The 25,714-nt window shown below is 71.5% G+C and carries 27 protein-coding genes; 12 read left to right on the forward strand and 15 right to left on the reverse strand.

The annotated features are described in order from the left end of the window. The 3 genes from C503_RS45935 to C503_RS0114840 all read right to left on the reverse strand — a co-directional run. Positions 1 to 223, reverse strand: a 223-nt coding sequence (locus C503_RS45935) for a helix-turn-helix domain-containing protein (RefSeq protein ID WP_342663387.1), incomplete at its 3' end; no start/stop codon positions are given. Between the two features lie 398 nt (positions 224 to 621). Next, positions 622 to 1,494, reverse strand: a complete 873-nt coding sequence (locus tag C503_RS0114835; RefSeq protein WP_018683002.1) for an SCO6745 family protein — start codon at positions 1,492 to 1,494, stop codon at positions 622 to 624. Between the two features lie 41 nt (positions 1,495 to 1,535). Then, positions 1,536 to 1,835, reverse strand: a complete 300-nt coding sequence (locus C503_RS0114840; RefSeq protein WP_018683003.1) for an MTH1187 family thiamine-binding protein — start codon at positions 1,833 to 1,835, stop codon at positions 1,536 to 1,538. 97 nt (positions 1,836 to 1,932) lie between these two features. On the opposite strand from C503_RS0114840, the gene C503_RS0114845 reads away from it, so the two are divergent. Next, positions 1,933 to 2,439, forward strand: coding sequence for a MarR family winged helix-turn-helix transcriptional regulator (locus C503_RS0114845; protein ID WP_018683004.1), 507 nt, complete (start codon positions 1,933 to 1,935; stop codon positions 2,437 to 2,439). Positions 2,440 to 2,678: 239 nt separating this feature from the next. Here C503_RS0114845 and C503_RS0114850 read toward each other — a convergent pair whose 3' ends face one another. The 5 genes from C503_RS0114850 to C503_RS0114870 form a co-directional block, all read right to left on the reverse strand. Continuing rightward, complete coding sequence (locus C503_RS0114850; protein ID WP_018683005.1) at positions 2,679 to 3,029, reverse strand: DUF3817 domain-containing protein; 351 nt, start codon at positions 3,027 to 3,029, stop codon at positions 2,679 to 2,681. A 62-nt stretch (positions 3,030 to 3,091) separates the two neighbouring features. Next, entirely contained in the window at positions 3,092 to 4,141 is a 1,050-nt protein-coding gene (locus tag C503_RS0114855; RefSeq protein ID WP_018683006.1) for an ABC transporter permease, read from the reverse strand. Further along, positions 4,138 to 5,043 (reverse strand): ABC transporter ATP-binding protein, encoded by a 906-nt coding sequence (locus C503_RS0114860; RefSeq protein ID WP_018683007.1) that lies wholly within the window; start codon positions 5,041 to 5,043, stop codon positions 4,138 to 4,140. Before C503_RS0114860 ends, C503_RS0114855 begins: the two co-directional genes overlap by 4 nt. 26 nt (positions 5,044 to 5,069) lie before the next feature. Then, positions 5,070 to 6,017 carry a methylmalonyl Co-A mutase-associated GTPase MeaB gene (gene meaB / locus C503_RS0114865; RefSeq protein WP_018683008.1) on the reverse strand — a complete coding sequence of 316 codons (948 nt, stop codon included), beginning with the start codon at positions 6,015 to 6,017 and terminating at the stop codon, positions 5,070 to 5,072. 3 nt (positions 6,018 to 6,020) lie between these two features. Further along, the gene (locus C503_RS0114870; RefSeq protein WP_018683009.1) at positions 6,021 to 7,208 is read right to left on the reverse strand and encodes an acetyl-CoA C-acetyltransferase; all 1,188 of its coding nucleotides are present in this window, start codon (positions 7,206 to 7,208) and stop codon (positions 6,021 to 6,023) included. Between the two features lie 154 nt (positions 7,209 to 7,362). Between C503_RS0114870 and mce the strand changes: the two genes are divergently transcribed. Then, complete coding sequence (gene mce / locus C503_RS0114875) at positions 7,363 to 7,809, forward strand: methylmalonyl-CoA epimerase (protein WP_018683010.1); 447 nt, start codon at positions 7,363 to 7,365, stop codon at positions 7,807 to 7,809. Positions 7,810 to 7,828: 19 nt separating this feature from the next. Here mce and C503_RS0114880 read toward each other — a convergent pair whose 3' ends face one another. Continuing rightward, positions 7,829 to 9,286: a peptide MFS transporter gene (locus C503_RS0114880; RefSeq protein ID WP_018683011.1), complete on the reverse strand. Its 1,458-nt coding sequence runs from the start codon at positions 9,284 to 9,286 to the stop codon at positions 7,829 to 7,831. Between the two features lie 319 nt (positions 9,287 to 9,605). On the opposite strand from C503_RS0114880, the gene ccrA reads away from it, so the two are divergent. The 5 genes from ccrA (at position 9,606) to C503_RS0114905 (ending at position 14,490) form a co-directional block, all read left to right on the forward strand. Beyond that, positions 9,606 to 10,937 (forward strand): crotonyl-CoA carboxylase/reductase, encoded by a 1,332-nt coding sequence (gene ccrA, locus C503_RS0114885; RefSeq protein WP_018683012.1) that lies wholly within the window; start codon positions 9,606 to 9,608, stop codon positions 10,935 to 10,937. 48 nt (positions 10,938 to 10,985) lie between these two features. Next, on the forward strand, positions 10,986 to 12,170 hold the full coding sequence (locus tag C503_RS39420) for a coiled-coil domain-containing protein (RefSeq protein ID WP_018683013.1): 1,185 nt from the start codon (positions 10,986 to 10,988) through the stop codon (positions 12,168 to 12,170). A gap of 229 nt (positions 12,171 to 12,399) precedes the next feature. After that, positions 12,400 to 13,092 (forward strand): hypothetical protein, encoded by a 693-nt coding sequence (locus tag C503_RS0114895; RefSeq protein WP_156893231.1) that lies wholly within the window; start codon positions 12,400 to 12,402, stop codon positions 13,090 to 13,092. Positions 13,093 to 13,096: 4 nt separating this feature from the next. Continuing rightward, entirely contained in the window at positions 13,097 to 13,831 is a 735-nt protein-coding gene (locus C503_RS0114900; protein ID WP_018683015.1) for an alpha/beta fold hydrolase, read from the forward strand. 209 nt (positions 13,832 to 14,040) lie between these two features. Further along, positions 14,041 to 14,490 carry a universal stress protein gene (locus tag C503_RS0114905; protein WP_018683016.1) on the forward strand — a complete coding sequence of 150 codons (450 nt, stop codon included), beginning with the start codon at positions 14,041 to 14,043 and terminating at the stop codon, positions 14,488 to 14,490. Positions 14,491 to 14,594: 104 nt separating this feature from the next. Here C503_RS0114905 and C503_RS0114910 read toward each other — a convergent pair whose 3' ends face one another. Genes C503_RS0114910 through C503_RS0114920 form a run of 3 tightly spaced genes read right to left on the reverse strand, consistent with a single transcriptional unit; the run spans position 14,595 to position 15,822 of the window. Beyond that, entirely contained in the window at positions 14,595 to 15,296 is a 702-nt protein-coding gene (locus C503_RS0114910; RefSeq protein ID WP_018683017.1) for an alpha/beta hydrolase, read from the reverse strand. A gap of 6 nt (positions 15,297 to 15,302) precedes the next feature. Further along, positions 15,303 to 15,599, reverse strand: coding sequence for a hypothetical protein (locus C503_RS0114915; RefSeq protein ID WP_018683018.1), 297 nt, complete (start codon positions 15,597 to 15,599; stop codon positions 15,303 to 15,305). A 28-nt stretch (positions 15,600 to 15,627) separates the two neighbouring features. Beyond that, the gene (locus C503_RS0114920) at positions 15,628 to 15,822 is read right to left on the reverse strand and encodes a hypothetical protein (protein ID WP_026316323.1); all 195 of its coding nucleotides are present in this window, start codon (positions 15,820 to 15,822) and stop codon (positions 15,628 to 15,630) included. A gap of 100 nt (positions 15,823 to 15,922) precedes the next feature. On the opposite strand from C503_RS0114920, the gene cobT reads away from it, so the two are divergent. Beyond that, positions 15,923 to 17,023, forward strand: a complete 1,101-nt coding sequence (gene cobT, locus C503_RS39425) for a nicotinate-nucleotide--dimethylbenzimidazole phosphoribosyltransferase (RefSeq protein WP_018683020.1) — start codon at positions 15,923 to 15,925, stop codon at positions 17,021 to 17,023. Between the two features lie 246 nt (positions 17,024 to 17,269). Continuing rightward, positions 17,270 to 17,584: a TfoX/Sxy family protein gene (locus C503_RS39430; protein WP_018683021.1), complete on the forward strand. Its 315-nt coding sequence runs from the start codon at positions 17,270 to 17,272 to the stop codon at positions 17,582 to 17,584. A 78-nt stretch (positions 17,585 to 17,662) separates the two neighbouring features. Here C503_RS39430 and C503_RS0114935 read toward each other — a convergent pair whose 3' ends face one another. Both C503_RS0114935 and C503_RS0114940 read right to left on the reverse strand, forming a co-directional pair. Then, entirely contained in the window at positions 17,663 to 18,763 is a 1,101-nt protein-coding gene (locus C503_RS0114935) for a branched-chain amino acid aminotransferase (protein WP_026316324.1), read from the reverse strand. 74 nt (positions 18,764 to 18,837) lie between these two features. Continuing rightward, positions 18,838 to 20,034 (reverse strand): hypothetical protein, encoded by a 1,197-nt coding sequence (locus tag C503_RS0114940; protein WP_156893232.1) that lies wholly within the window; start codon positions 20,032 to 20,034, stop codon positions 18,838 to 18,840. 168 nt (positions 20,035 to 20,202) lie between these two features. Here C503_RS0114940 and C503_RS0114945 point away from each other — a divergent pair, with 168 nt between their 5' ends. Next, positions 20,203 to 21,699, forward strand: a complete 1,497-nt coding sequence (locus C503_RS0114945) for a leucyl aminopeptidase (protein WP_018683024.1) — start codon at positions 20,203 to 20,205, stop codon at positions 21,697 to 21,699. Positions 21,700 to 21,961: 262 nt separating this feature from the next. On the opposite strand, the gene C503_RS0114950 is transcribed toward C503_RS0114945, so the two are convergent. Further along, positions 21,962 to 22,306, reverse strand: coding sequence for a hypothetical protein (locus C503_RS0114950; RefSeq protein ID WP_018683025.1), 345 nt, complete (start codon positions 22,304 to 22,306; stop codon positions 21,962 to 21,964). A gap of 206 nt (positions 22,307 to 22,512) precedes the next feature. Between C503_RS0114950 and lpdA the strand changes: the two genes are divergently transcribed. Together lpdA and sucB are read left to right on the forward strand one after the other, a co-directional pair. Continuing rightward, positions 22,513 to 23,883 carry a dihydrolipoyl dehydrogenase gene (gene lpdA, locus C503_RS0114955; protein ID WP_018683026.1) on the forward strand — a complete coding sequence of 457 codons (1,371 nt, stop codon included), beginning with the start codon at positions 22,513 to 22,515 and terminating at the stop codon, positions 23,881 to 23,883. Positions 23,884 to 23,962: 79 nt separating this feature from the next. Beyond that, positions 23,963 to 25,681 (forward strand): 2-oxoglutarate dehydrogenase, E2 component, dihydrolipoamide succinyltransferase, encoded by a 1,719-nt coding sequence (sucB, locus tag C503_RS0114960; protein WP_018683027.1) that lies wholly within the window; start codon positions 23,963 to 23,965, stop codon positions 25,679 to 25,681. The last annotated feature ends 33 nt before the right edge of the window (positions 25,682 to 25,714 follow it).

Raw genomic sequence — 25,714 nt, forward strand, 5'->3', positions numbered from 1 at the left:
GCTCCAATTTCCGGGTTTTCGGCCTGCGACACGTTCGCCGCGCCCGCCGCACAGCCGAGGCCGCGCGATACCCCTCGCGACCACCGTTACGCGCGACCTCCCGGGCGATCACCGAATGATGCCTGCCCAACAACCGGCCAATACACCGCAACGATCTTCCCGCGCGTAATTCCCGCGAAATCGTCTCCCGCTCTTCCACACCCAACACCACACGACACGCCACCGAGGCAATCTCCGATCACTCATGAACCCATGAAGATCATCTCACAGGCGGCGCATCGACCCATTGAGGTCAAGCGGCCCTGCAGGCCCCGGGAAAGGCAGAGCGGAACCCGGGACAAGACGGACCTGGGAGATGAACCCCAGGGGCACAGAGAAGATCGGCTGCGTGGCGAGAGGGTGAGTGTTCGATGGCGGCACTGGGCGCCTGAACCCGTCGACGGGAATCGTCGACTCATGGCCGGACCCGCCAGAACACGGCCGAACCCGCCGAACCCGCCGAACCCGCCGAACCCGCCGAACCCGCCGAACCCGCCGAACCCGCCGAGACGACGTTGGCAGAGCCCGCCAACCAACGCCAACACCCCGGGGCGGGCCACCAAGCGGCCGCGCGGATCCCGGCTACTCCCCCACCAACGCCTTGAGGGTCGACTCCGCGTCCAGGGCCATCGGATTGCGCCGCATGCGGTCGTTCTCGCGCGTGATGCGCAGGGACAGCGGGGCGAGCAGTTCCACGAACCGCTCCGTCTCGCGTTCGCCCAGTTGTTCCCACGGTGCTGCGGCGGCATCGTCGGTCAGGTCCTCGACGGACTGGCGGAGTTCCGCGCCCTCCTCCGTGAGCATCCCCGGAGCGAGCAGCAGGCCGCGTTCGAGCATCCGGGTCTCGGCGGCGGCCCAGTCGTCGTCCGGGACGTTGCGGGCCGCGCGCAGGTAGTCGGCGTCCAGGGATTCCGCCGCGCCGATGGCGACCAGGGCTTCCACCGGGTCGAGACCCGCCGTGACCAGGGCGGCGACGTGGCCGTCACCCCTGGATTCCCGGATCGTGGTCAGGGACTGCCACAGCGCGAGGTGCGGTTCCGCAGGCAACGGCAGCGCCGCGTTGGCGGCGGCCAGCGGTCGGCCCGCGGTCGGGGCCCAGTCGGCGGCGGCCTGGGCGAGGGCGGCGGCCTCGGTGATCGACGGGTCGGTCACGTCGCCGAGGAGGCGGCGGAGGGCGCCGTCAACGCCGCGCAGGCGGGCGGCGAGGAACTCCGCGGGGGTGGCCACCGTCCACACCTCGGGTACCGCGCGCTCGACGCGGGAGGGGTGGAAGTTGTAGAAGACGCTGGTCACCAGCCAGGCGGGGGCGGCGCCGAGCGGGGCGGCGCGCATGCCGAAGTAGCCCATCCAGCGGCCCTTGCAGCCCAGCGCGTCGGTCTCGGTGATCGACTCCGGGGTGAAGTAGGTGACCGTGTGGTAGGGCTCGTACACCTGCCACAGCGTGCGGGGGTCCACGGCCGCTCCTTTCATCGGAAGCCCGATAGTAGGGTGTCCGACTATTCTCCGGAAAGGTACTGCTCGACCCGGTCCACCTTGGCGGTCAGCTGTCCGGTGTGGCCGGGGCGGATGTCGGCCTTGAGCACCAGGCTCACCCTCGGGTAGTCCGCGAGCAGGACGTCCGTGGCCCGCTTGACCACGGGCATCACCTCGTCCCACTCGCCCTCCACGATCGTGTACATGGCGGTCAGCTGGTGCGGCAGCCCGGACTCGCGCACCACCCGCACGGCCGCCGCGACGGCGGCGCCCACCTGCTCGGACTCCCCGCCCAGCGGGCTGACACTGAACGCGATGAGCACGGCGCACTCCAGGGGTCCGGGGCAGGTCACCGCACACTATCCCGGAATCCGGCCACACCCCGCCGGGACGGCGAACCCACTGGTAGCTTGGGTTCTCATGAGGCCGCGCTCGTTGCCGTTCGACCCGATCGCCCGCGCGGCGCAGACGTGGGGGGAGCGCATCGGCGACTCCACCACCATGGCCGCCGTCACCAGCGTCATGCGCGTCCAGCAGATCCTGCAGTCCGCCGTGGACGCCGCCCTCAAACCGCACGGCCTGACCTTCGCCCGCTACGAGGCGCTCGTCCTGCTCACCTTCTCCAAGCGCGGCAGCCTCCCTATGCGCGTGATGGGCGAGCGGCTGCAGCTGCACCCGACCAGCGTCACCAACATCGTCGACCGGCTGGAGGCCGACGGTCTGGTCAAGCGCACCCCGCACCCCACCGACCGGCGCACCACCCTCGCCGAGATCACCGAGGCGGGCCGCGACCGCCGAGCGGCCGCGACGGCGGCGGTGACCGAGGTGGACTTCGGCCTGCGCGGCCTCACCGAACGCCAGACCGTGCAGCTCACCGAGCTACTGGCCAAGGTCCGCCGCGCCGCGGGCGACTTCCACGAGGAATGACCTTCACAGCGCGCACGGTCATCACGTCCGACGAACCTTTGGCGAACATCATCCCGCTGCGCCTGCGCCGTGATCACCGGCCGGGACTGACGCCTTTGGCGGCCGTCGACTCGCTCAGGACGGACTTCCACCCCTGTGGACAACACCGCGCACTCCGCCATGCACCACCGGTAACGTGGAAACCGGGGGTCCCCCACCGGTTGTCCACATCCCGTCGAACCGTCCACAGGTGGGCGTGATCAGGCTGCGCTCAGCGCCAGGTGCATGCCCGCTCGCGGTCGTCGCTCTCCCACCGGGTCGAGCTTGCCGGTGCGCAGGGCCCAGCGTTCGTAGATGAGTGTCGCGAGTGGAGGGACGCTGCACACCAGCGCCCACAGCGTCGTCCGGCGGTTCCACCCCTGCTGCCGGGACGTGAAGAACGTCACCAGGACGTAGGCGACGAACACGGCCCCGTGCACGGAGCCGAAGATCCGCACGCCCAGGTCGCCGTAGTCGGTGAAGTACTTGACGAACATGCCTGCCAGGAGGCCGATCCAGGAGACGGCCTCGGCGAGGGCGACCGCGCGGAAGCGGCCTGCGGGGGTGGACATGTCCCCAGTGTGGGGAGTGAGCGGGCTCACCGACGGTGTGGGGGTTGCCGGAAGTGGCTGAACTAACTGTCCTCCCACCGAAACACTTTGGCGGCGATGACGGAGATCACCACGGTGAAGCCGAGCAGGACACCGCACGGCAGCAGCAGTGCCTCCGCGCCCTTGCCGCGGACCAGGAAGTCCGTGATGCCGTCGTTCATGTGCCGCAACGGGAACACCTTCGACACCGCCTGCAGCCACTTCGGTGCCAGGTCGATCGGGAAGAACGTGCCGGACAGGAACGCCATCGGCATGACCACGATGTTGGCCATGCCGGTGGCCGCCTCCTCGGTCTTGGCGAAGGCGCCGACGAGCATGCCGATGGAGAAGAAGGCGAGCACGCCCATCAGGAACACCGGGATGGCCAGCCACCAGGTGCCGGACAGCGTGAGCCCGAACACCGGCAGCATGGCCACCGCGATGAAGATCACGGCCTGGAGGACGGCCACGGAGATGGTGACGGCCAGTCGGGAGCCCAGCACGGTGCCCGCGCCGACCGGGGACAGGCGGAGTCTGCGCAGGACCTGCTTGCGCCGCCAGCTGACCATGATCAGCGCGGCGCCGAACACCGCGGTGATGGCGATGCCCCAGCTCAGGATGCCGGGGGTGAGGTACTGGATGGGTTTGAGCGAGGTGTCCTCGACCTGCTGCGCGCTGAAGTCGTACTTCGGCGGCTGCCCGCTGGCCTGGACGTTGAGCTGTTGTGTGACACCGGACACCAGGCCCTGCACGGTGCCCGCCTGCGACTGGTCGCTGGCGGCGAAGCGCAGCACGACCTTGTCGCCGGTCGCCTCCACCAGGCCCGGCAGGTCGCCGTCGCGGACCTTGGCCACGCCCGCGTCCAGGGTGTCGAAGTGCTGCACGTCGACGATGCCGGTCTGTTCCAGCACGGTGATGACCTGGCCGTCGCCGAAGGCACCGAGCTTGATCTTCTCGCTGCCCACGTCGCGGAACAGCAGGCCGAAGATCACCAGGAACATCAGCGGGAAGACGAACGCGAAGAACAGGGTGGTCTTGTCGCGCACATAGCCCTTGGCCATGGCGATCGACAGGCTTTTGAACGCGCCCTTCACGCGCGGTACTCCCGTCCGGTCAGCTGGAGGAACACGTCCTCCAGAGTTGCTGTGCGCACCTGCAGGCCGTCCAGCACACCGCGTTCGGCGAGGGCGGTCAGCAGCGGCGCGGGGGTTCGGGTGACGAAGGTGAGCGCCTGGTCGTCCTCGCTCACCTCGTCGGCGCCGGGCAGCGCGGCCGCGTCGGCGGTGGTCAGCGCGCCGCGGTCGAGGGTGATGCGGGCGGGCGCGTCGAGGCCGCGGACGAGGGCGGCGGGGGTGTCCAGGGCGAGGATCCGCCCGCGGTCCATGATCGCGACCCGGTCGCAGAGGATCTCTGCCTCGTCCAGGTAGTGGGTCGTGTAGACGATGGTCTTGCCGCGGGCTTGGATGGCGCGCAGCACGTCCCACAGGTTGCGGCGGGCCTGCGGGTCGAGCGCGGCGGTGGGCTCGTCGAGGAAGACGACGTCCGGGTCGTGCACCAGCGCGCAGGCGATGGACAGCCGCTGGCGTTGGCCGCCGGAGAGCTTGTCCTCGCGGGTGTCGGCCTTGTCGGTGAGGCCGACGAGGTCGAGCATCTCGCGGGCGCGGGCGGCGCCGATGCCGTAGAGGGAGGCGAAGGTCTCCAGCTGCTCGCGGGCGGTCAGCTTCTCGAAGAAGGCGGAGGCCTGGAGCTGGACGCCGATGCGCGGCAGCAGGGACACGTTGCGGGGGAACGGGTTCTCGTCGAGCAGGCGAACCGAGCCCCGGTCCGGTTCGCGCAGGCCCTCCACGATCTCCAGGGCGGTGGTCTTGCCCGCGCCGTTGGGACCGAGGATGCCGAAGAACTCGCCATGCCCGACGGTGAACGAGACACCGTCGACGGCGTGCAGGTCGCCATAGGACTTGTGGATGTCCTCGACGACGATGGCGGCGCTGGTCATGGAGAGGAATGTAGCCGTCCGGCGGGCTATGCCGACCAGGTTTCGCGTATCGCGCCGATGACGCCGTCGGCGGCGGTGTACGGATCCGTCGTGCCCGCAAGGACTTCGGCCGCGAAGCGGACCAGGGTCGCGTCGTCGCAGCGGGCGCGCAGGGTCTCCAGGACGACGGCCTCGATCTCACGGCGCGCGCGGGCGCGCCTACGTTCGGTGAGGCTGCCGTGTGCCTGAGCCCACTTGTGATGTGCGTCAATGGCTTCGACCAAGGCGTCGATCCCGTCGCCGCGCGCGGCGGTGGTCTTGACGATCGGTTGTCGCCAGGCCGGACCGGTGATCTCTCGGCGGCCGAGGGAGATCATGTGTCGGAGCTCGGCGACGGTGGTGTCCGCGCCGTCGCGGTCGGACTTGTTGACCGCGAACACATCGGCGATCTCCAGCACGCCCGCCTTGGCCGCCTGCACGCCGTCGCCCATGCCGGGGGCGAGCAGCACCACGGTGGTGTCGACCAGCCCCATGATGTCCACTTCGGACTGTCCGACCCCGACGGTCTCGACCAGGACGACCGCGAAGCCTGCCGCGGCGAGCACGCGCAGGGCCTGGGGGGTGGCGCGGGCGAGGCCGCCGAGGTGGCCGCGGGTGGCCATGGAGCGGACGAACACGCCCGGGTCGGTGGCGTGCTCGGCCATCCGGACCCGGTCGCCGAGCAGGGCGCCGCCGGAGTACGGGGACGACGGGTCCACGGCCAGCACGCCGACCGCGTGCCCGGCCCGCCGGTAGGCGGTGACCAGGGCGGACGTGGTGGTCGACTTGCCGACGCCGGGCGGGCCGGTGAGGCCGATCACCCGCTCGGGCGCGTACGGGGCCAACGCCGTGGCGATCTCGCGCGCGTGCGGGCCTGGTTCCTCGACCAGGGACAGCAGCCGGGCGACCGCGCGCGGTTCGCCCGCCCGCGCGCGGTCGACCAGCTCCGGGACCAAGCGTCAGGCCCGGGGCACGGTGATGATCAGGGCGTCGCCCTGGCCGCCGCCGCCGCACAGTCCGGCCGCGCCCACGCCGCCGCCGCGGCGCTTGAGCTCGTAGGCGAGGTGCACGACCAGCCGCGCGCCGGAGGCGCCGATGGGGTGGCCGAGGGCGATGGCGCCGCCGTTGACGTTGACGATGTCGCCGCTGACGCCGAGCTTGTCGGTGGAGACCAGGCCGACGGCGGCGAACGCCTCGTTGATCTCGACGAGGTCCAGGTCGGCGGTGGTGATGCCCTGCTTGGCCAGCGCGGCCTTGATGGCGTTGGCGGGCTGCTCGTGCAGGCTGGCGTCGGGGCCCGCGACCACGCCGTGCGCGCCGATCTCGGCGATCCAGGTCAGGCCGAGTTCCTCGGCCTTGGCCTTGGACATCACCACGACCGCGGCGGCGCCGTCGGAGATCTGCGAGGCCGAGCCCGCGGTGATGGTGCCGTCGGCGGCGAACGCGGGGCGCAGCCGGGCCAGGCCGTCGGCGGTGGTGTCGGCGCGGACGCCCTCGTCGGTGTCGAACACGACCGGGTCGCCCTTGCGCTGCGGGATGCTCACCGGGGCGATCTCCTCGGTGAACCGGCCTTCGGCGATGGCGGCGGCGGCGCGCTGGTGGGAGGCGGCGGAGAAGGCGTCCTGGGCTTCGCGGGTCAGCGCGTAGCGGGCGTTGTGCTTCTCCGTGGACGCGCCCATGGCGACCTGGTCGAAGGCGCAGAACAGGCCGTCGTGCGCCATGTGGTCGACCAGGGTGGTGTCGCCGTACTTGAAGCCCGCGCGGGACTTGGGCAGCAGGTGCGGGGCCTGGGTCATGGACTCCTGGCCGCCCGCGACCACGATGTCGAACTCGCCCGCGCGGATGAGCTGGTCGGCCAGCGCGATGGCGTCCAGGCCGGACAGGCAGACCTTGTTGATGGTCAGCGCGGGCACGTCCATCGGGATGCCCGCGGCGACCGCGGCCTGCCGGGCCGGGATCTGGCCCGTGCCCGCGGTCAGCACCTGGCCCATGATCGTGTACTGCACCTGCTCCGGCCGCACCCCCGCGCGCTCCAGCGCCGCCTTGATCGCCACCCCGCCCAGCTGGGCGCCGGTGAGGTCCTTGAGCGAGCCGAGCAGCCTGCCGATCGGGGTGCGGGCACCGGCGACGATGACGGATCCGGACACCTTGGGTCTCCTATGGGGTCTGCCGTGGGGTTCCCACCGCGATGCGAACGGTCGTTAACGTGGACCATACTCGCGGGCGCGCGGTTTGCCACGGGGACGTCGACCCGCGCGCGCTTTAGTTACCCATAAGTAGCACCTGGGTACGCTGGGCGGCATGAGCGACGTGCTGAGCACCCATGTGTTGGCCATCGACCACGTCGGGGTGGCGGTCCCCGATCTCGACGCGGCGTTGGAGTTCTACCGGGTCCACTTCGGCCTGACGGCCGTGCACGAGGAGGTCAACGCCGAGCAGGGCGTGCGCGAGGCGATGCTGCGCGCCCCCGGCGACGACGGCACCGGCACCGCGATCCAGCTGCTGGCCCCGCTGGACGAGACCTCCACGATCGCCAAGTTCATCGGCCGCAACGGTCCCGGCCTCCAGCAGCTGGCGTACCGGGTGGCCGATGTCGAGGCGACGGCGGCGGCGTTGCGCGCGGCCGGGCTGCGGCTGCTCTATGCCGAGCCGCGTCGCGGCACCGCGGGCAGCAAGGTCAACTTCGTGCATCCCAAGGACGCGGGCGGCGTCCTTGTCGAACTGGTGGAACCGGCTCCGGAGCACTAGAACCGGTTCCACACAGCCCTTACCGCACGCCGTTCATCAGACGGCGCACGGCAGGCGTGAGCACCGCCATGATCAGCCCGAGCGCGATGGCGACCGCGCCGAGGATGCCGAAGTAGGCAGGCTCGGAGTCGGGGTCGTAGTACTCGGCCAGCGCGCCCGCGACCGACGTGCCCATCGCCAGCGACAGATAGAACAACGCCACCATCTGCGCGGTGTAGGCCCTGGGCGCCAGCTTCGTGGACAGCGACAGGCCGACCGGGGACAGGCACATCTCGCCCAGCACGAAGATGACCAGCACCAGGACCAGCAGCAGCGGCGACACGACGTGCTCGCCCCGGGTGAACCCGAGCGCCGCCATCACCAGGAACGCCACGCCCATCGCGCCGACGCCCATGGCGAACTTGACCGGGGTCGACGGCTGCCGCTCCCCCAGCCGGGTCCACACCGCGGCGAACACCGGCGCGAGCAGCACCACGAACAGCGGCTCCACCGAGTTGAACCACGACGGCGGCACGGACCAGCCCCACAGGTCCAGGTCGACGCGGCTCTCGGCGTAGATGGCCAGCACGGTGAACTGCTGCTGGAACAGTGCCCAGAAACCGAAGCTGACCAGGAACATCGGCACGAACGCCCAGACCCGCTGCCGCTCCACCCGGTCGACCCGCTTGCTCGACAGCAGCACCGCGAACAGCACCACGGCGACCACGACGATCACCCAGGTGACCACGGTGGCCAGGTTGCTCGGCGCGATCACGCCGGTCACCACCAGCACCACGACCGCGGCGACGCCGAGCACGATGAACACCAGCGCGCGAGTCAGCGCGGCCCGGTCCATCGGGTTGGGCACGACGCGCCCGGACTCGGGCAGGTTCCTGCGGCCGAGGGTGTACTGCACCAGGCCGAAGGCCATGCCGACGGCGGCCAGGCCGAAGCCGTAGTGGAAGCCGACGTTCTCCTGGAGCAGGCCGGTCAGCAGCGGGCCGACCAGGGCGCCCAGGTTGATGCCCATGTAGAAGATGGAGAACCCGGCGTCGCGGCGCTCGTCCCCGGACTCGTACAGGGCGCCGACCAGGGTGGTCGCGGTCGCCTTGAGGCCGCCGGAGCCCAGCGCCACGCACAGCAGGCCGACGGCGACGCCCGCGACCCCGGGCAGCACGGCCAGCGCGACATGCCCGATCAGGATCAGGACGGCGCTGTAGAACAGAGTCCGTTCCGGGCCGAAAAGTCTGTCGGCGACCCAGGACCCGGCGATGGTGGCCAGGTACACGGATCCGCCGTAGGCACCGACGACACCGGCGGCGGTCGGCTTGTCGATGCCGAGGCCGCCCTCCTCGACGGTGAAGTACAGGTAGTAGAGCAGGATCGCCTGCATCCCGTAGTAGGAGAAGCGCTCCCACATCTCGGTGCCCGCGAGGTTGGCGAGCCCTCGTGGGTGCCCGAAGAACCCCTTGGGCTTGACCTCGGTAGAGGTGGTCACGGTCGGTATGTCCTTTTCACCCGGGTGCGGCCACGGGTGCCGCACGTCAGTCGCGGTGGACCTTCCACCGGATCGACCGTATGACACGTGCGTAGTTCACCGACCGCAAACCGTGACGACCACCTCACCCGTCCGGCGGTACATCAGATCTCGTTTATCCACAAGAGACGGTGTGAACACGCGCGATCCCGTGCCGACACAGTGCAAACCGGGGAAAACACGCGTACGTGCGGTCGGTCACACCGGGCGGATCTGAATCGCTACCCGTGAGTAACGTCGCCGGTCTCCAGCCCCAGTGTCGACAAGCGGGAGGTCCGCCGTGCGGGAGATCCTCGACGCCATCCAGGCCGACGACCGGGACGCGGTCGGCGCGCTGCCGGTACCCGACCACTACCGCGGGATCACCGTGCACGCCGACGAGGTCGACATGTTCGCCGGGCTGGACGCGCGGGACAAGGACCCGCGCCGCTCCCTGCACCTGGACGAGGTCGCCACCCCGGAGCTGGGCCCCGGCGAGGCGCTGGTGGCGGTGATGGCCAGCGCGATCAACTACAACACCGTGTGGACCTCGATCTTCGAGCCGGTGTCCACGTTCACGTTCCTGCACCGCTACGGCAAGCTCTCCCCGCTCGCCAAGCGGCACGACCTGCCTTACCACGTGGTCGGGTCCGACCTCGCGGGTGTCGTGCTGCGCACCGGGCCGGGCGTGCACAACTGGAAACCGGGCGACGAGGTCGTGGCGCACTGCCTGAGCGTGGAGCTGGAGGGCCCGGACGGGCACGACGACACGATGCTCGACTCCGAGCAGCGCATCTGGGGCTTCGAGACCAACTTCGGCGGGCTGGCCGAGCTGGCGCTGGTGAAGTCCAACCAGCTCATGCCCAAGCCCGCGCACCTGACCTGGGAGGAGGCCGCCTCCCCCGGGCTGGTCAACTCCACCGCGTACCGGCAGCTGGTGTCGCGCAACGGCGCGGACATGAAACAGGGCGACGTCGTGCTGATCTGGGGCGCGTCGGGCGGACTGGGTTCCTACGCCACCCAGTTCGCGCTCAATGGCGGTGCGATTCCCGTGTGTGTGGTGTCCAGTCCGGAAAAAGCGGACATCGCACGCAAGATGGGCGCGGAACTCGTGATCGACCGGAACGCCGAGGGATATCGGTTCTGGAAGGACGAACACACCCAGGACCCGCGCGAATGGCAGCGGTTCGGCGCGCGCATCCGTGAGCTGACCGGCGGCGAGGACCCGGACATCGTGTTCGAACATCCCGGCCGGGAGACCTTCGGCGCGTCGGTTTACGTGGCGCGGCGCGGCGGGACCGTGGTCACCTGCGCGTCCACCTCCGGGTACACGCACCAGTTCGACAACCGGTATCTGTGGATGAACCTCAAGCGCATCATCGGCTCGCATTTCGCGAACTACCGGGAGTCCTGGGAGGCCAACCGCCTGGTCGCGCGCGGCGCCGTGCACCCGACGCTGTCCCGGGCGTACCCGCTGGCCGAGACCGGGCAGGCCGCGCTGGATGTCCACCGGAACGCCCACCAGGGCAAGGTGGGTGTGCTGTGCCTGGCGCCCGAGGAGGGGCTTGGCGTGCGCGACCACGAGACCCGGGCCCGGCACCTGGACGCCATCAACCGATTCCGCGGCGTGTGATTCGCGGTGCTCCGTGAGCGGGCCGTCCACTGCGGGTAGCGTGAGCGCATGGGCTTGGGTGAGGAACGCGATCTCGTCCCGTTGGGTGCCGGTTTCGACATCACCAAGCGGGGCTACAGCCGCGCGCAGGTGGACGAGCACCTGGAACGGCTCGACGCCGAACTGCAACTGCTGCACGCCGACCGGAACGCGGCCGTGTCCCAGGCCGCCGACCTGGCCCGGCAGCTGGAGACCGGCCGCGGCGAGATCAGCGACATGCGCGGCCAGATCGACCGCCTCTCCCAGCCCCCCACGACGTTGGAGGGCCTCAGCGAACGCCTGCAGCGCATGCTCCGCCTCGCCACCGAGGAGGCGGGCGAGACCAAGGCGCGCGCCCAGAACGAGGCCAACCAGATCCGCGCCAAGGCGGAGACCGACGGCGCCGCGCTGCGCGCCCGCTACGAACAGCTGATCTCCGAGCTCGAATCCCGCCGCACGGCCATGGAAGCCGAACACCGCGGTGTCATCGAGAAGGCGCGCACGGACGCGGAACAGACCGTGGGCGCCGCGCGCGCGGAGGCCGCCCGGCTGGAGAAGGAGTCCGAGCAGCGGCGCACGACGGTCGAGGAGGACTTCGACATCGCCATGGCCGCCCGGCGCACCGAGGCGATGCGGGCGTTGGCGGAGCAGGAGGCCACGAGCAAGTCCGAGGCCGAGCGCCGCGTGCGCGAGGCGACCGAGGAAGCCAACCGGCGCCGCCACGACGCGATCACCGAGTCGACCGCGCGGTTGCAGGAGGCGACGACGGAGGCGCACCGGCGGGTCCGGGAGGCCACGGAAGAGGCGAACCGGCGGATCAGTCACGCGGGTCAGCGGGTCGCGGCGTTGCGGCAGTTGCGGGCCCGGGTGGCGGATCAGTTGGTATCCGCGCGGGACTTGATCGCGGACGCGCATGTGCAGTTGGCCGACGCGGCGCCGGTGTTGGATCCGTTGCCGGAGGAGCGGACCACGCCCAAGACCGTCGACGGCTCGCCCGCGGACGAGTCGCCCACGCAGGCGATGCAGGCTGTGGTGGGGCCGCCGAAGGAGCATTGGGAGCCCGCGGACATCGAGCCGGAGCGTGCGCCCGCGGCGCAGCCGGAAAGGCCCAGTGAGCGGGCGGAGGCCGCCGCCTCACCCGCGGCGGCTGACCGGACGCAGAAGTTGACGCGGCCCGGTGGGCAGCAGAACAAACGGCCCGCGACCCGGCGTTGAGCGAATAGCGGGGGTGCTTCGCGGAAGATACGTCGCCCACTCGCGCTTTTTCTCGTGGACCCTTGTTCATAATTCGAAATACGGCCGAAGCTCCTGGCAGGCGATCGATCGGTGACGCTGAGTAGCCCCTGGCCTTCGCGGCCCGGACACTCAACCGTTCGGTGCCGATAACGCCCATCCACCGCACCTGTCTGGCGGTACCTCCGCCCGGTGCGATTCCATGGTCATCATGGATCGAGCACCCCTTCTGCCCTGCCCGCACCCCTGGCGCCGGACCGACGGGTCGCCCCAGGAGTCCGGCAAGCCCGCCGGGAACGCACTGACCGTGGACTCCGAGGGCGCGGCGGGCCTGCTGCTGCCGACCCGGCCGACCACGATCGCCGCCGGGGTGGTGCTGATCGTGGTCGGGCTGGGCCTGATGGTCCCCGGCGGCCTCCTGATCGCGAGCGGCCACCTGATGCTCGGCATCGCGGGCGGCGTCCTGGGCCTGCTGGGGCTGCTGTTCCTCGCCGCCGGGATCTTCGCGCTGACGCGCAAGCAGCGGGAGGTGGGGATCGTGTTGACGCCCGACCACGTGGTGCTGAACTGGGCGCGGCCGAGCGTGCGGCTGCCGTGGACCTCGATCACCGAGATCCGGCCGGTGAGCCTGCGGATGGGACGCGGACGGGGCGCGCCGAGCCAGAACTACCTGGGGGTGGCCGCGCACGGGCAGGGCGAGGTGAACGACCGGATGCGCAAGCTCGCGGTGCGGTTCGGCCCGGACCTGGTGTGCGCGGTGTCGATGCGGACCGTGGACCTGGACCAGCTCGTGGTCCTGCACACGTTGCGGTTCTATCTGGACAACCCGCGCGCGCGGGCGGAACTGTCCGGTCCGGACGCGGTGGAGCGGGTCATGTCGGGTCGGGTCGCCGGGCCAGAATGAGGGCATGCATTCCACCGACACACCGCTCGTGTTGTTCCACGCGTTCCCGCTCGACTCGCGCATGTGGGACGGGGTGCGGGCGGGGCTCTCGGAGCATGTCCGCCTGATCACCCCGGACCAACGGGGGTTCGGCCGTTCCCCGCTCGGCGACGCCGAACCGTCATTGGAGACGGTGGCGGCGGACGCAGTGGGGTTGCTGGACGCGCTGGGCATCGAGCGGGCGGTGATCGGCGGCTGCTCGATGGGCGGCTACGTGTCGATGGCGATGCTGCGCGCCGCACCCGAGCGCGTGGCGGGGGTGCTGTTCGTCGACACCAAGCTCGCGGCCGACGACCCCGGCCCACGCGCCAACCGGCTGGCGGTGGCGGAACGAGCGGAGCGGGACGGTGTCGCGGGCTGGCTCGCGGAGTCGATGCTGCCCGCGTTGGTCGGTGATCACCCAGTGCGGGCGACGGTGCGGGACTGGATCGAGGAACAGTCCGGCGCGGCCGTGGCGTGGGCGCAGCGGGCGATGGCGGCCCGGCCGGACTCCCGGGAGACGGTGCGGGCGCTCGATCTCGACATGCTCGTGGTGCATGGGACGGACGACGCGTTGATCCCTGTGGATCTGGCGCATGATCTGGGGTCTGTCGCGCGCGCCGAGGTGATCGCGCTGCCGGGTCTCGGACATCTCCCGTCGGTGCAGGACCCGGACGCGTTCCTGGCGGCCGTCGTGCCGTGGCTGCGCTCCCGGACCTAGACCGGATCCCGCGCCCGCAGCAGCAGGCGGCGGCAGGCTGGGGCGTTGACCTCGCCGGGACAGTGGAGAGCGGGAACGAGGGGCCTGAATCGCACCGCATCAGCCGAGCGGGCGTGTGATCGTCATCGCCCTCGCGCGTCCCGGCGCGGGGTCGGTCGTTGTCCCGGTTAGACCTACCGGCAAGTAGCTCCCCGGGGAGGGACCGGCTCATGACCTACCGGACCATCGTCGTCGGTACCGACGGCTCGGACTCGTCCTTTCGCGCGGTCGACCGGGCGGCGGGCATCGCCGCCGATGCCGGTGCTCGGCTGGTGATCGCCTGTGCCTATCGGGCCCGGGGCGAGCGTGACATCGCGCGGGCTCGGGACGAGCTCGGCGAGGACGTGGCTTACCAGGTGGTCGGCGCCAACCCGGCCGAGGAGTCCGTCCGGACCGCCGCCGAGCGGGCGCGCAAGGGCGGGGCCACCGAGGTCGAGACCGTGGTCGTCGACGGGGACGCCGTACCCGCGCTGGCCAGGGTGGTCGCCGATCAGGCAGCGGATCTGCTGGTGGTCGGGAACCGGGGGTTGAACACGTTGGCGGGGCGGATCCTGGGGTCGGTCCCGGCCGAGGCCGCCCGGAAGGCGGGGGTCGACGTGCTGATCGTGCACACGACCTGACGCCGGGGCTGGCGGAAGCGGCGGAGGAGGCGCAGACTCCCCGCACGGCTTCCCGGTCCGAGCCCTGGTGGGCGGGGCTCGGACCGGGCTCCCACGGCACGGTGTCAGGGCCACTCGCGGGGCAGCGGCGTGGGGATGTCGGGGGCCACGAGGTCGACCAGGGAGTCCAGCGCGGATTCGGCGTGGCCGACGAAAAGGTGTTTGCAGCCGGTGAACTCGATGACCTCCGCCTGCGGAATCGCCGCGAACCGCGTCCTGGCCTCAGCCGGGCGGACATAGTCATCCAGTTCCGGAACCACACAGCGAACCGGCTTGGCCGAGTCACCCCAGGCCGCCAAGTGTTCCGGGCGACTGCGGCGAAGCGTGGGAGCCAGGAGGAACAACCCGCGCACCCGAGGGCGAAGTCCGTGAATCAGAGCCAGATCCGTGCCGAATGACCATCCGGCCAACCACACATCCGGCAGATCGGCCACATAATCAATCGCCGCGGTCAGATCGGCCCCCTCTCCCACACAATCCTCGTGCACGCCCTCGCTCGCCCCGGACTCGCTCCGAGTGCCCCGGGTGTTGAACCGGAGAACGGCGACCCCGGCCAACGCGGGCAACCGCGCGGCGGCCTTGCGGATCACGTGCGTGTCCATGGACCCGCCCCCGGTCGGGTTCGGGTGCAGGAAGATCACCGTCGCGCGGGGGACCCGGCCGACCGGCAGCGCGAGCTCACCGGCGAGCCGCAGTCCGTCGTCGGTGCGCAGGGTGATCGGGGTGCGGTCAGCGGGAAGCAGGGTTCCCGGGCCGATGCGGGTCAACGGAGTTCACCGACGTTTCGGGGTGGGGCCGCGACGGGAGCGGGCGGACCAGCAGGCCGGGTGCCAGTGGCGACGGTCCTCGACCGTCCCGTGCTCCTCCGCCGACCACACCACCACGTGCGCCACGCCGGGCCGGATCTCGTGGTCGCAACCGGGACAGCGATACGTCTTCGTCGCCTGGGCCGCGGGAATGCGCCGGACTATCCAGTCGCCGTCGGATGCGGACTCGACGCGTTGGTCGAAGAGGCCGCCGCCGAGCGGGCGGGCGTCCTGGCTGGGGTCCTTGCGGTGGCGGCGGGGCACGGGTGACCAGGCTAGCGGGGCGCGGGGGTCATGGACGCAGGCTCATCGGGCCGTAGACCTCGGTGTCGCCGTCCACCAGCACGACCCGCTCCACGCCCGATTCGAGCAGGTCGGGCCAGGTGTCGGCGAACCAGGCCTCGGCCTCGTCCCGGTCGGCGAACACGATGTCCGGACCGACGACCGAACCACCCGATTCGTCCTCGTAGCGCCAGCGGAAAGTCACGCCGATCACGGTAGCGGCTGTGATCGCGCCGGGGTGCTCTGGCAGGCTCTGAGGTGACGGCCGGGCAGCGACCGGCCGAGACGAGCGCGGAGGTAGTCGGGTGAGCACCGAGTTCCCCTTCATCCCCACCCCCGACGCGGTCGCGCACCGCGCGGCCGAGGCCCGGCACCGGGAGCTGACCAAGCCCGCCGGGTCGCTGGGCAGGCTGGAGGAGCTGGGCGTGTGGGTGGCGGCCTGCCAGGGCCAGTGCCCGCCGCGGGCGTTCGCGCGGCCGCGGGTCGTGGTGTTCGCGGGCGACCACGGCATCGCGGGCAAGGGCGTGTCCGCCTTCCCGGCCGAGGTGACCGGCCAGATGGTGGCGAACTTCCTGGCGGGCGGCGCCGCGATCAACGTGATGGCCGCCACCGCCGGGGCCACCGTGCGCGTGCTCGACCTGGGCGTGGACACCGACCAGGAGTTCCCCGCGCAGGTCACCGCGCACAAGGTGCGCCGCGGGTCCGGGTCGCTGGACCGCGAGGACGCGCTCACCGACGCCGAGATCGAGGCCGCCATCACCGCGGGCCGCGCCATCGCCGACGAGGAGGTCGACGGCGGCGCCGACCTGCTGGTCGCGGGCGACATGGGCATCGGCAACACCACCCCGGCCGCGGTGCTGATCGCCGCGCTGGCCGGGGCCGAGCCGGTGGCCGTGGTCGGCCGCGGCACCGGCATCGACGACCAGACCTGGATGCGCAAGGCCGCCGCGGTCCGCGACGGGCTCCGCCGCGCCCGGAAGGTCAGCGCCAACCCGGTGGCGTTGCTGCGCACGGTCGGCAGCGCCGACATCGCCGCCATGGCCGCGTTCCTGGCACAGGCGTCGGTGCGCAAGACCCCGGTGATCCTCGACGGCCTGGTGGTCGGCGCCGCCGCCCTGGTCGCCGAGGAGCTCGCCCCCGGCGCGTCGGAGTGGTGGCGGGCCGGGCACAGGTCCGTGGAGCCCGCGCACGCGCTGGTGCTGGAGCAGCTCGACCTCGAACCCATCCTGGACCTGGACCTGCGCCTGGGCGAGGGCACCGGCGCCATCGCCGCGCTCCCCCTGGTCACCATGGCCGCCCGCGTACTCGCCGAGATGTCCACCTTCGGCGACGCGGGCGTCAGCGAGGGCGACGTGCGCCTCCCCGCCGTGGTCGACGTCAACGGCCGCAACGGCGGCTGGCGGTAAACCTCGTGGTCCACTGTGGACTGTCGCCCGGCCGGGAACTCCACCCGTCCGGGCGACAGAAGCTATCCACAGGCAAGATCCACAACTCGCTGTTGAAGATCCACTGACAGTCCCGCCCGGTAGAATGGCCGTGGGGGCTCCCCCTGGGTGCGGCGGGCTGTGCTGCGGCGGGCTCCGTCCCGGCAGCCAAGAGCCCCGACTCCGATGTGGAGTTCGACTGTCGGTGGGGCGCGGCACACTGGCGGCATGACACCTGACGCGCTGTTGGACGGTATCGCCGCCGGACTGGCGGACCTGGGCGTGACCGACGGCAAGATGTTCGGCAAACGCGCGCTGCTGGCCGACGGCAAGGCGTTCGCCTGCCTGCGCGGCGATCGGCTGGCGTTCCGCCTGGGCGCGGGCACGCCCGAGCACGCGGCCGCACTCGGCCACGCGGGCGCGGAGCTGTTCGACCCGTCGGGCAAGGGGCGGCCGTTCAAGGACTGGGTGGCCCTGCCGATCGACCAGTCCGACCGGTGGGCAGGCCTCGCGCACACCGCCCTCGCGCACCTGCGCGGCTGACCGGTCCACCGCCGACCATCCACAAAGGACAGCGCCCCGATCCTCCGAAAAGGACCGGGGCGCCGGACGGAACCGTGCCTATGCGAGGGTGGTGAGCCAGCCCCGGGTGTCGGGCGCCTCGCCGCGCTGGATGGCGGTGAGGGTGGTGCGCAGCTTCCTGGACACCGGGCCGGTCTCGCCGCCGCTGATGTCGAAGGTGCCGTCGGCGTGCTTGACGTGGCCGACGGGGGTGATGACGGCCGCGGTGCCGCAGGCGAAGACCTCGGTCAGTTCGCCCGACTCGGCCTTCTTCTCCCATTCCTCGGTGGAGATCCGCCGCTCCTCCACGCCGTAGCCGAGGTCGGCGGCCAGGGTGAGGATCGAGTTGCGGGTGACGCCGGGCAGCAGCGCGCCGGACAGCTCCGGGGTGACCACGCGGGCGTCGGATCCGGTGCCCAGCACGAAGAACAGGTTCATGCCGCCCATCTCCTCGACCCAGCGGCGTTCCACCGCGTCGAGCCAGACGACCTGGTCGCAGCCCTTCTCGGCGGCCTGGGCCTGGGCCACCAGGGAGGCGGCGTAGTTGCCTGCGAACTTGGCCGCGCCGGTGCCGCCGGGGGCCGCGCGCACGTACTCGGTGGACAACCACACCGTCACCGGCTTGGGGCCGCCCGCGAAGTAGGCGCCCGCCGGGGAGGCGATGAGCGCGTACAGGTACTCGTCGGCCGGGCGCACGCCCAGCGCGGGCTCGGTGGCGACCGCGAACGGGCGCAGGTACAGCGACTCCTCGGCCTGCTCGGGCACCCAGCGCGCGTCGACGGCGAGCAGCTCGCGCAGCGAGTCGAGGAACACGTCCTCGGGCAGCTCGGGCATGGCCAGTCTGCGGGCGGAGCTGTTGAACCGGGCGGCGTTGGCCTCGGGGCGGAACGACGCGATCGAGCCGTCCGGCTGCCGGTAGGCCTTCAGGCCCTCGAAGATCGCCTGGCCGTAGTGCAGGACCATCGCCGACGGGTCCAGGGTGAGCGGCGCGTACGGGCCGACCGCGGCGTCGTGCCAGCCGCGCCCGCGGGTGTAGCGGATCGTCACCATGTGGTCGGTGAAGAACTGCCCGAAGCCCGGCCCGGCGAGTACCTCCGCAACCCGTTCCGGGGTCGCCGGGTTCGGGTGGGGGATCCGCGTGAACGGCAAGGTAGGCGTCATACCTCGACACGGTATCGCCTGACGGGCCGCGGGAAAATCGGAATCCCGAGGATCGGACGACCGACTACCGCACGTCACCCGGGGGTGGCGGCACGCGCCCGGCGGACACGGACCGTGCCCGCCGCCGCGCCCGCGCCGAGCACCGCGACGGCGGTGGCGAGCGCGGCGAGCGAGATGTTCACGCCGACGACCACGCACAGGAACAGGCCGCAGCAGCCGGTGCGGATCCAGGTGGACCGGTCCGTCCGGCACAGCGTGCGCGCCGCCGAGTTGACGAAGGCGAACGCACCGAGAGTGAGCGTGGCGGCCAGCTGTACCGCCCATCCGGGGTCGGCCACGAGCGCGATGCCCGCCATGGCGATCGCCACGAGCAGGTACCGGTGCGGTACGGCCGCGGCCGGGAACTCGCCCTCCGACGCCAGGTCCGCGACCTCGTCGGCGGCCCGATCGAGCAGGACCCGGATGGACAGCAGGGCGCCGACCAGGAGGCCGAGCGTCAGCAGCGGGTCGATGGCGGCGCCATCGGCGGCGGCGAGCGCGTCCCGCAGCGGGGTCGGCGACAGCGCGAGCCGGGGTCCGCCGAGCTGGCGCAGAGCCGTCCACAGGACCAGTCCGGACATCGCGGCGACCGCGACCACCGTCCCGGCGGCGGTGCGGGGCGATCGGACGCGGTCCGCGTTGAGGAATCCGAACGACAGCACGCCCGCCGCCGTCAGCACCCCGGTCGGGTCGTCCGCGCCGCTCACCCCGGGATCGGTCGGCACGGCCTGCGCGACCGGGTCGATCGCCAACCCGGCCACGATGAACACCAGCATTGTGACCATGGTCACAACGAAGATCAGCCAGCGCGCGGGCGGGGTGGGCCGCCACCGCGCCAGAACGGCCACCAGCACCGCCGCGACCAGAGCGACCGCGGCCAGCCGGGGACGCGCGGGCCACAGGTACGCGCCCATCGCGCCCGCCACCGTCGCGCCCGCGACCGTCCACCCCGCGCAGGCGAGCACGCCTGCCAACCGGCCGGGCAGCACCCCCAGCCGGGTTCTGACGTGCGCGAAGACGCTCGCCGGAGAAGACTGTGCGGCAAGATCGGCGAAGGACACCGCGGTCAGCAGGGCCACAAGCCCGGCGAGCGCGAGCGCGGCCAACGACCACCAGCCCGCGGCCGCGGCGGCCGGTCCGCTCGTCAGCAGCGCGCCGCCGCCCAGGGCCGCGGCCGCGGCGGCGGGCACTCTAGCCCAGGCCCCGGATCGGGCCTGTCCCATCGCTGTCACGGGCACAACCGTGTCAGATCGGGACCGGGATCTCCATCCGACCACTGGTTGAAAGCCGCGATCAACTCGTTAGCATGGGTCACTACCCGGCCGCTGGACCAGGTCCGCGCGGCGGTCCCACGAGGACTCCCGGCCGAGCGACCCGAGATTTCCCCAAGGAGCACACCTGTGACCGCCCCCAAGCTGGCCCTGGCCACCGCGCCGGTATCCGACGCCCAGGTCGACGCGATCGTCGTCGGCACCGTCCAGAACGGCTCCGGTGTGGCGCTCGCGCCCGGCGGCGGATCCGTGGACGCGGCGTTCGACGGCACCCTGGCCGAGGTGCTCGGCGCGCTCGGCGCCACCGGCAGGCTGGACGAGATCGTGAAGGTGCCGACCATGGGCAGGCTCAAGGCCCGCTTGGTCGTCGCGGCCGGACTGGGCAAGCCGGACGCGGACGGCGCGGTGACCCCCGAACAGGTCCGGCGCGCCTCCGGGGCGGCGGCGCGCGCGCTCGGGTCGAGCAGGCACGTGGCCAGCACGCTGTCCACTGTGGACCTCCAGGCCGCGGTCGAGGGCACCCTGCTCGGCGCGTACTCCTTCTCGGCCTACAAGTCCGACCCGGCCAAGGCCGCACTGGCCAAGGTGGACCTCGCCGCGCCGGAGACGGGCGGCACCAAGGAGCACCGCGCCACGCTCAAGGCGGCCACCGCGATCGCCGAGGCCGTCATCGTCGCGCGCGACCTGGTGAACACCCCGCCCAACGACCTCTACCCGGCCTCGTTCGCCGAGCGCGCCGTCGCGCTCGCCAAGGACGCGGGCCTGGACGTCGAGGTGCTGGACGAGAAGGGCCTGAAGAAGAACGGTTTCGGCGGCGTCCTGGGCGTCGGCGGCGGTTCCGCCCGCCAGCCCCGGCTCGTGCGGATCACCTACAAGGGCCCGAAGGCGCGCAGGAAGGTGGCGCTGGTGGGCAAGGGCATCACCTTCGACACCGGCGGCATCTCCATCAAGCCGGCGGCCAACATGGAGCAGATGACCTCCGACATGGGCGGCGCGGCGGCCGTGGTGGCCTCGATCGTGCTGGCCGCGCGGCTCAAGTACCCGCTGCACGTCACCGCGACCGTGCCGATGGCGGAGAACATGCCCTCCGGCAACGCCTACCGGCCCGGCGACGTGCTCACCATGTACGGCGGCAAGACCGTCGAGGTGCTCAACACCGACGCCGAGGGCAGGCTGATCCTGGCCGACGCCATCGTGCGCGCCGCCGAGGACGACCCGGACTACCTGGTCGAGACGTCCACGCTGACCGGCGCCCAGCTGGTCTCGCTCGGCACCCGCACCGCGGGCGTGATGGGCTCGGACGAGTTCCGGGACCGGGTCGCGGGCATCGCGCGGGCCACCGGCGAGGGCGGCTGGGCCATGCCGCTGCCCGACGAGCTGCGCGCCGACCTGGACTCCCGGCTGGCCGACCTGGCCAACGTCACCGGGCACCGCTGGGGCAGCATGCTGGCGGCCGGGGTGTTCCTGCGCGAGTTCGTGCCGGACGACCTGCCGTGGGCGCACATCGACGTGGCAGGCCCGGCCTACCACGCGGGCGGCCCGTACGGCTACACGGCCAAGGGCGGCACCGGCGTCCCGGTCCGCACCATCGCCGCCGTCCTAGCCGACATCGCCGCCAACGGCTGAGAAAAGCAACACACAGACCGACCGCACCTCAGGGGTACCGTGACGAAAGTCGACCACGGTACCCCTGAGACAGGACGATCACGCCCGTCGCGACCCCACCTAGTGGTGCGACCCAGAACGTCGGCCGTGTATCGACCCGCCCACGACGTGCCTGACGGCACCGCCGAAACGACCAAGTACATCCAGTACGAGGCCGTTCCGGCGGCACCGCCAGCCACGCCGTGGACCCGCCGATACACGGCCGACGTTCTGAGTCGCACCACTAGGATTCCGGGGAGGCGGGACGGCTGCGTTCCAGTTTTTGGCGGGCCATGTAGTCGCGCATGCGTTTGGGGTAGCCGACGCGGGCCACCTCGTAGACCGGGATGTCGCGCTTGCGGCCGAAGGCGATCGCGGCGTCCAGGTCGGCGATGCGGCGTCGGGTCCACTCACCGTCGTGGGCGACGAGGACCACGGTCGTGTCCGTCACGTTGGTGCGCGGCTCGACATAGGCCTCCACGCCGTGTCGGGCACCCGCCCACTCGTCGAGGTAGCCGGTGTCGTGCTTGGTCGCCCCGCGCAGCGTGCCGGGTCGCGGTTTCCTGCGCAGCGAGTCGAAGAGGCCCACTCACGCCACCTCCGGATAGGGGTCGGGCCACCATTCTGACCGATCCCGAATGGGTTACCCGTGAGTAACCCATTTGGGGGTCCCGATCACACCGGCCACCTCGCAGGCGTGGCGCGCGTAGTGACAAGATGTCGGTGGTGGCAGGCGGGGCCGCGACCGCGCCCGCCACCGGGAAAAACACCGCACCCGCTCGTCGAGGAGATCCCGTGACCAACACCTCCGCTGACCTCGTGATCCTGGGAGGCGGTTCCGGTGGCTACGCCTGCGCGTTCCGCGCCGCCGAGCTGGGGCTCTCGGTGATCCTGGTGGAGAAGGACAAGGTCGGCGGGACCTGTCTGCACCGCGGCTGCATCCCCACCAAGGCGCTGCTGCACGCCGCCGAGGTCGCGGACAGCGCGCGCGAGGGCGACCAGTTCGGGGTCAAGACCTCCCTTGAGGGCATCGACATGAACGGCGTCAACTCCTACAAGGACGGTGTGGTCGGCGGCCTCTACAAGGGCCTGCAGGGGTTGTTCAAGGCCAACAAGGTCACCGTGGTCGAGGGCGCGGGCACGTTCGTCGGGCCGAACTCGGTGGAGGTCGACGGCACCCGGTACACCGGCAAGCACGTGGTGCTGGCCACCGGGTCGTACGCGCGCACGCTGCCCGGCCTGGAGATCGGCGGCCGGGTCATCACCAGCGACCAGGCACTGAACCTGGACTACGTGCCGGAGAAGGTCGTGGTCCTCGGCGGCGGCGTGATCGGGGTCGAGTTCGCCAGCGTGTGGCGCTCCTTCGGCGCGGACGTGACCATCGTGGAGGCACTGCCCCGGCTGGTCCCGCTGGAGGACGAGTGGGCCTCCAAGCAGCTGGAGCGGGCGTTCCGCAAGCGCGGCATCAAGTTCAAGACCGGGGTCCGCTTCACCGGCGCCACCCAGCACGAGAACGGGGTCACGGTCGCGCTGGAGTCCGGCGAGTCCTTCGACGCCGACCTGCTGCTGGTCGCGGTCGGCCGCGGCCCCAACAGCGCGGGCCACGGCTACGAGGAGGCGGGCCTGACCATGGACCGCGGCTTCGTGCTCACCGACGAGCGCCTGCGCACCAACCTCCCGAACGTCTACGCCGTCGGCGACCTCGTACCCGGCCTGCAGCTCGCGCACCGCGGCTTCCAGCAGGGCATCTTCATCGCCGAGGACATCGCCGGGCTGAACCCGAAGGTCATCGACGAGACCGGCATCCCCAAGGTCACCTACTGCAGGCCCGAGGTGGCCTCGGTCGGCCTCACCGAGGCGCAGGCCAAGGAGAAGTACGGCGCGGTGGAGACCCTGGTCTACGCGCTGTCCGGCAACGGCAAGAGCCAGATCCTCAAGACCAGCGGCGGCATCAAGCTGGTCCGCGCGCCCGAGGGCCCGGTCGTCGGGCTGACCCTGGTCGGCGACCGGGTCGGCGAGCTCATCGGCGAGGCCCAGCTGATCTACAACTGGGAGGCGTTCCCGGAGGACGTCGCCCCGCTGGTCCACGCCCACCCGACGCAGAACGAGTCCCTCGGTGAGGCGTTCCTCGCCTTGGCGGGCAAACCCCTGCACGTGCACGGCTGACCGGCAGGTCGGCTCACCCCACAACCAGCCAGTCAGTCAGGCCAGCCGGCCAGGCAGAGCACGAGGAGTCTGAACAACCATGGCGTTCTCCGTTGAGATGCCCGCTCTCGGTGAGAGCGTGACCGAGGGCACCGTCACCCGCTGGCTCAAGCAGGAGGGTGACACCGTCGAGGTGGACGAGCCCTTGCTGGAGGTCTCCACCGACAAGGTCGACACCGAGATCCCCTCCCCGGCCGCGGGTGTCCTGCAGAAGATCGTGGCCCAGGAGGACGAGACCGTCGCCGTCGGCGCCGAGCTCGCGATCATCGGCGACGGCTCCGAGGCACCGGCCGCGGCCGAACCGGAACCGCAGGCGGAGCCGGAACCGGAGCCCGCGCCCGCCCAGGCCGAGGAGGCCGCGCCCGGCCCGCAGCCGTCCGCGGACGCGCCCACCGGCAACACCCGGGGCACCGAGGTCACCATGCCCGCGCTCGGCGAGAGCGTCACCGAGGGCACCGTCACCCGCTGGCTCAAGCAGGTCGGCGACACCGTCGAGGTGGACGAGCCGCTGCTGGAGGTGTCCACCGACAAGGTCGACACCGAGATCCCGTCGCCGGTGGCGGGCACCCTGCTGGAGATCAGCGCGGGCGAGGACGTCACCGTCGAGGTCGGCGGCAGGCTCGCGGTGATCGGCGCGGCGGGCAGCGCGCCCGCCCCGGCCGCCCCGCAGGCACCCGCGCCCCAGCAGGCTGTGCCCCAGCAGGCTGCGCCCAAGCAGGAAGCGCCCAAGCAGGAGGCCCCGAAGCCCGCGCCCGCCCCGGAGCCGGTGCGCGAGGCGCCCAAGGCCGCGCCCGCGCCGGTGCAGCAGGAGCGGTCGCAGCCGAGTGCCGACGGCGGCGCCCCGTACGTGACCCCGCTGGTGCGCAAGCTGGCCAACGAGCACGGCGTCGACCTGGCGTCGCTGCGCGGCACCGGCGTCGGCGGCCGCATCCGCAAGCAGGACGTGCTGGCCGCCGCCGAGGCCAAGAAGGCCCCGGCACCCGCCCCGGCCAGGAGCGCGTCGCCCGCGCCGTCCACACCCTCTTCGGACACCACGCTGCGCGGCACCACGCAGAAGATGACCCGCCTGCGCCAGACGGTCTCCCGGCGCATGGTCGAGTCGCTGCAGACCGCCGCCCAGCTGACCCAGGTCGTCGAGGTCGACGTCACCCGGATCGCCAAGCTGCGGGCCAAGTCCAAGTCCGCGTTCGAGCAGCGCGAGGGCGTCAAGCTGACGTTCCTGCCGTTCTTCGCCAAGGCCACCGTCGAGGCGCTCAAGCAGCACCCCAAGCTGAACGCCTCGATCGACGACGAGACCAACGAGGTCACCTACCACGCCGCCGAGCACCTGGGTATCGCCGTGGACACCGAGCGCGGCCTGCTCACCCCGGCCATCCGGGACGCGGGCGACCTGAGCATCTCCGGCCTGGCGCACAAGATCGGCGACCTGGCCGAGCGCACCAGGGCGAACAAGGTCACCCCGGACGAGCTGTTCGGCGCCACGTTCAACCTGACCAACCTGGGCAGCCAGGGCGCGCTGTTCGACACCCCGATCATCCAGCTGCCGCAGGTGGCGATCCTCGGGGTCGGCCTGGTCGTCAAGCGCCCGGTGGTGGTGACCGACGTCAACGGCGACGACACCATCGCCATCCGCTCCATGGTCTACCTGGCGCTGACCTACGACCACCGCCTGGTCGACGGCGCGGACGCGGGCCGTTTCCTCAGCGCGGTGAAGAACCGCCTGGAGGAGGGCGCGTTCGAGGGCGACCTCGGGCTGTAGTGCGATAGCCAGTCACACCGGAAGGGCCGTTCC

This window comes from Actinokineospora enzanensis DSM 44649 (assembly GCF_000374445.1).
Classification (GTDB): Bacteria; Actinomycetota; Actinomycetes; order Mycobacteriales; family Pseudonocardiaceae; genus Actinokineospora; species Actinokineospora enzanensis.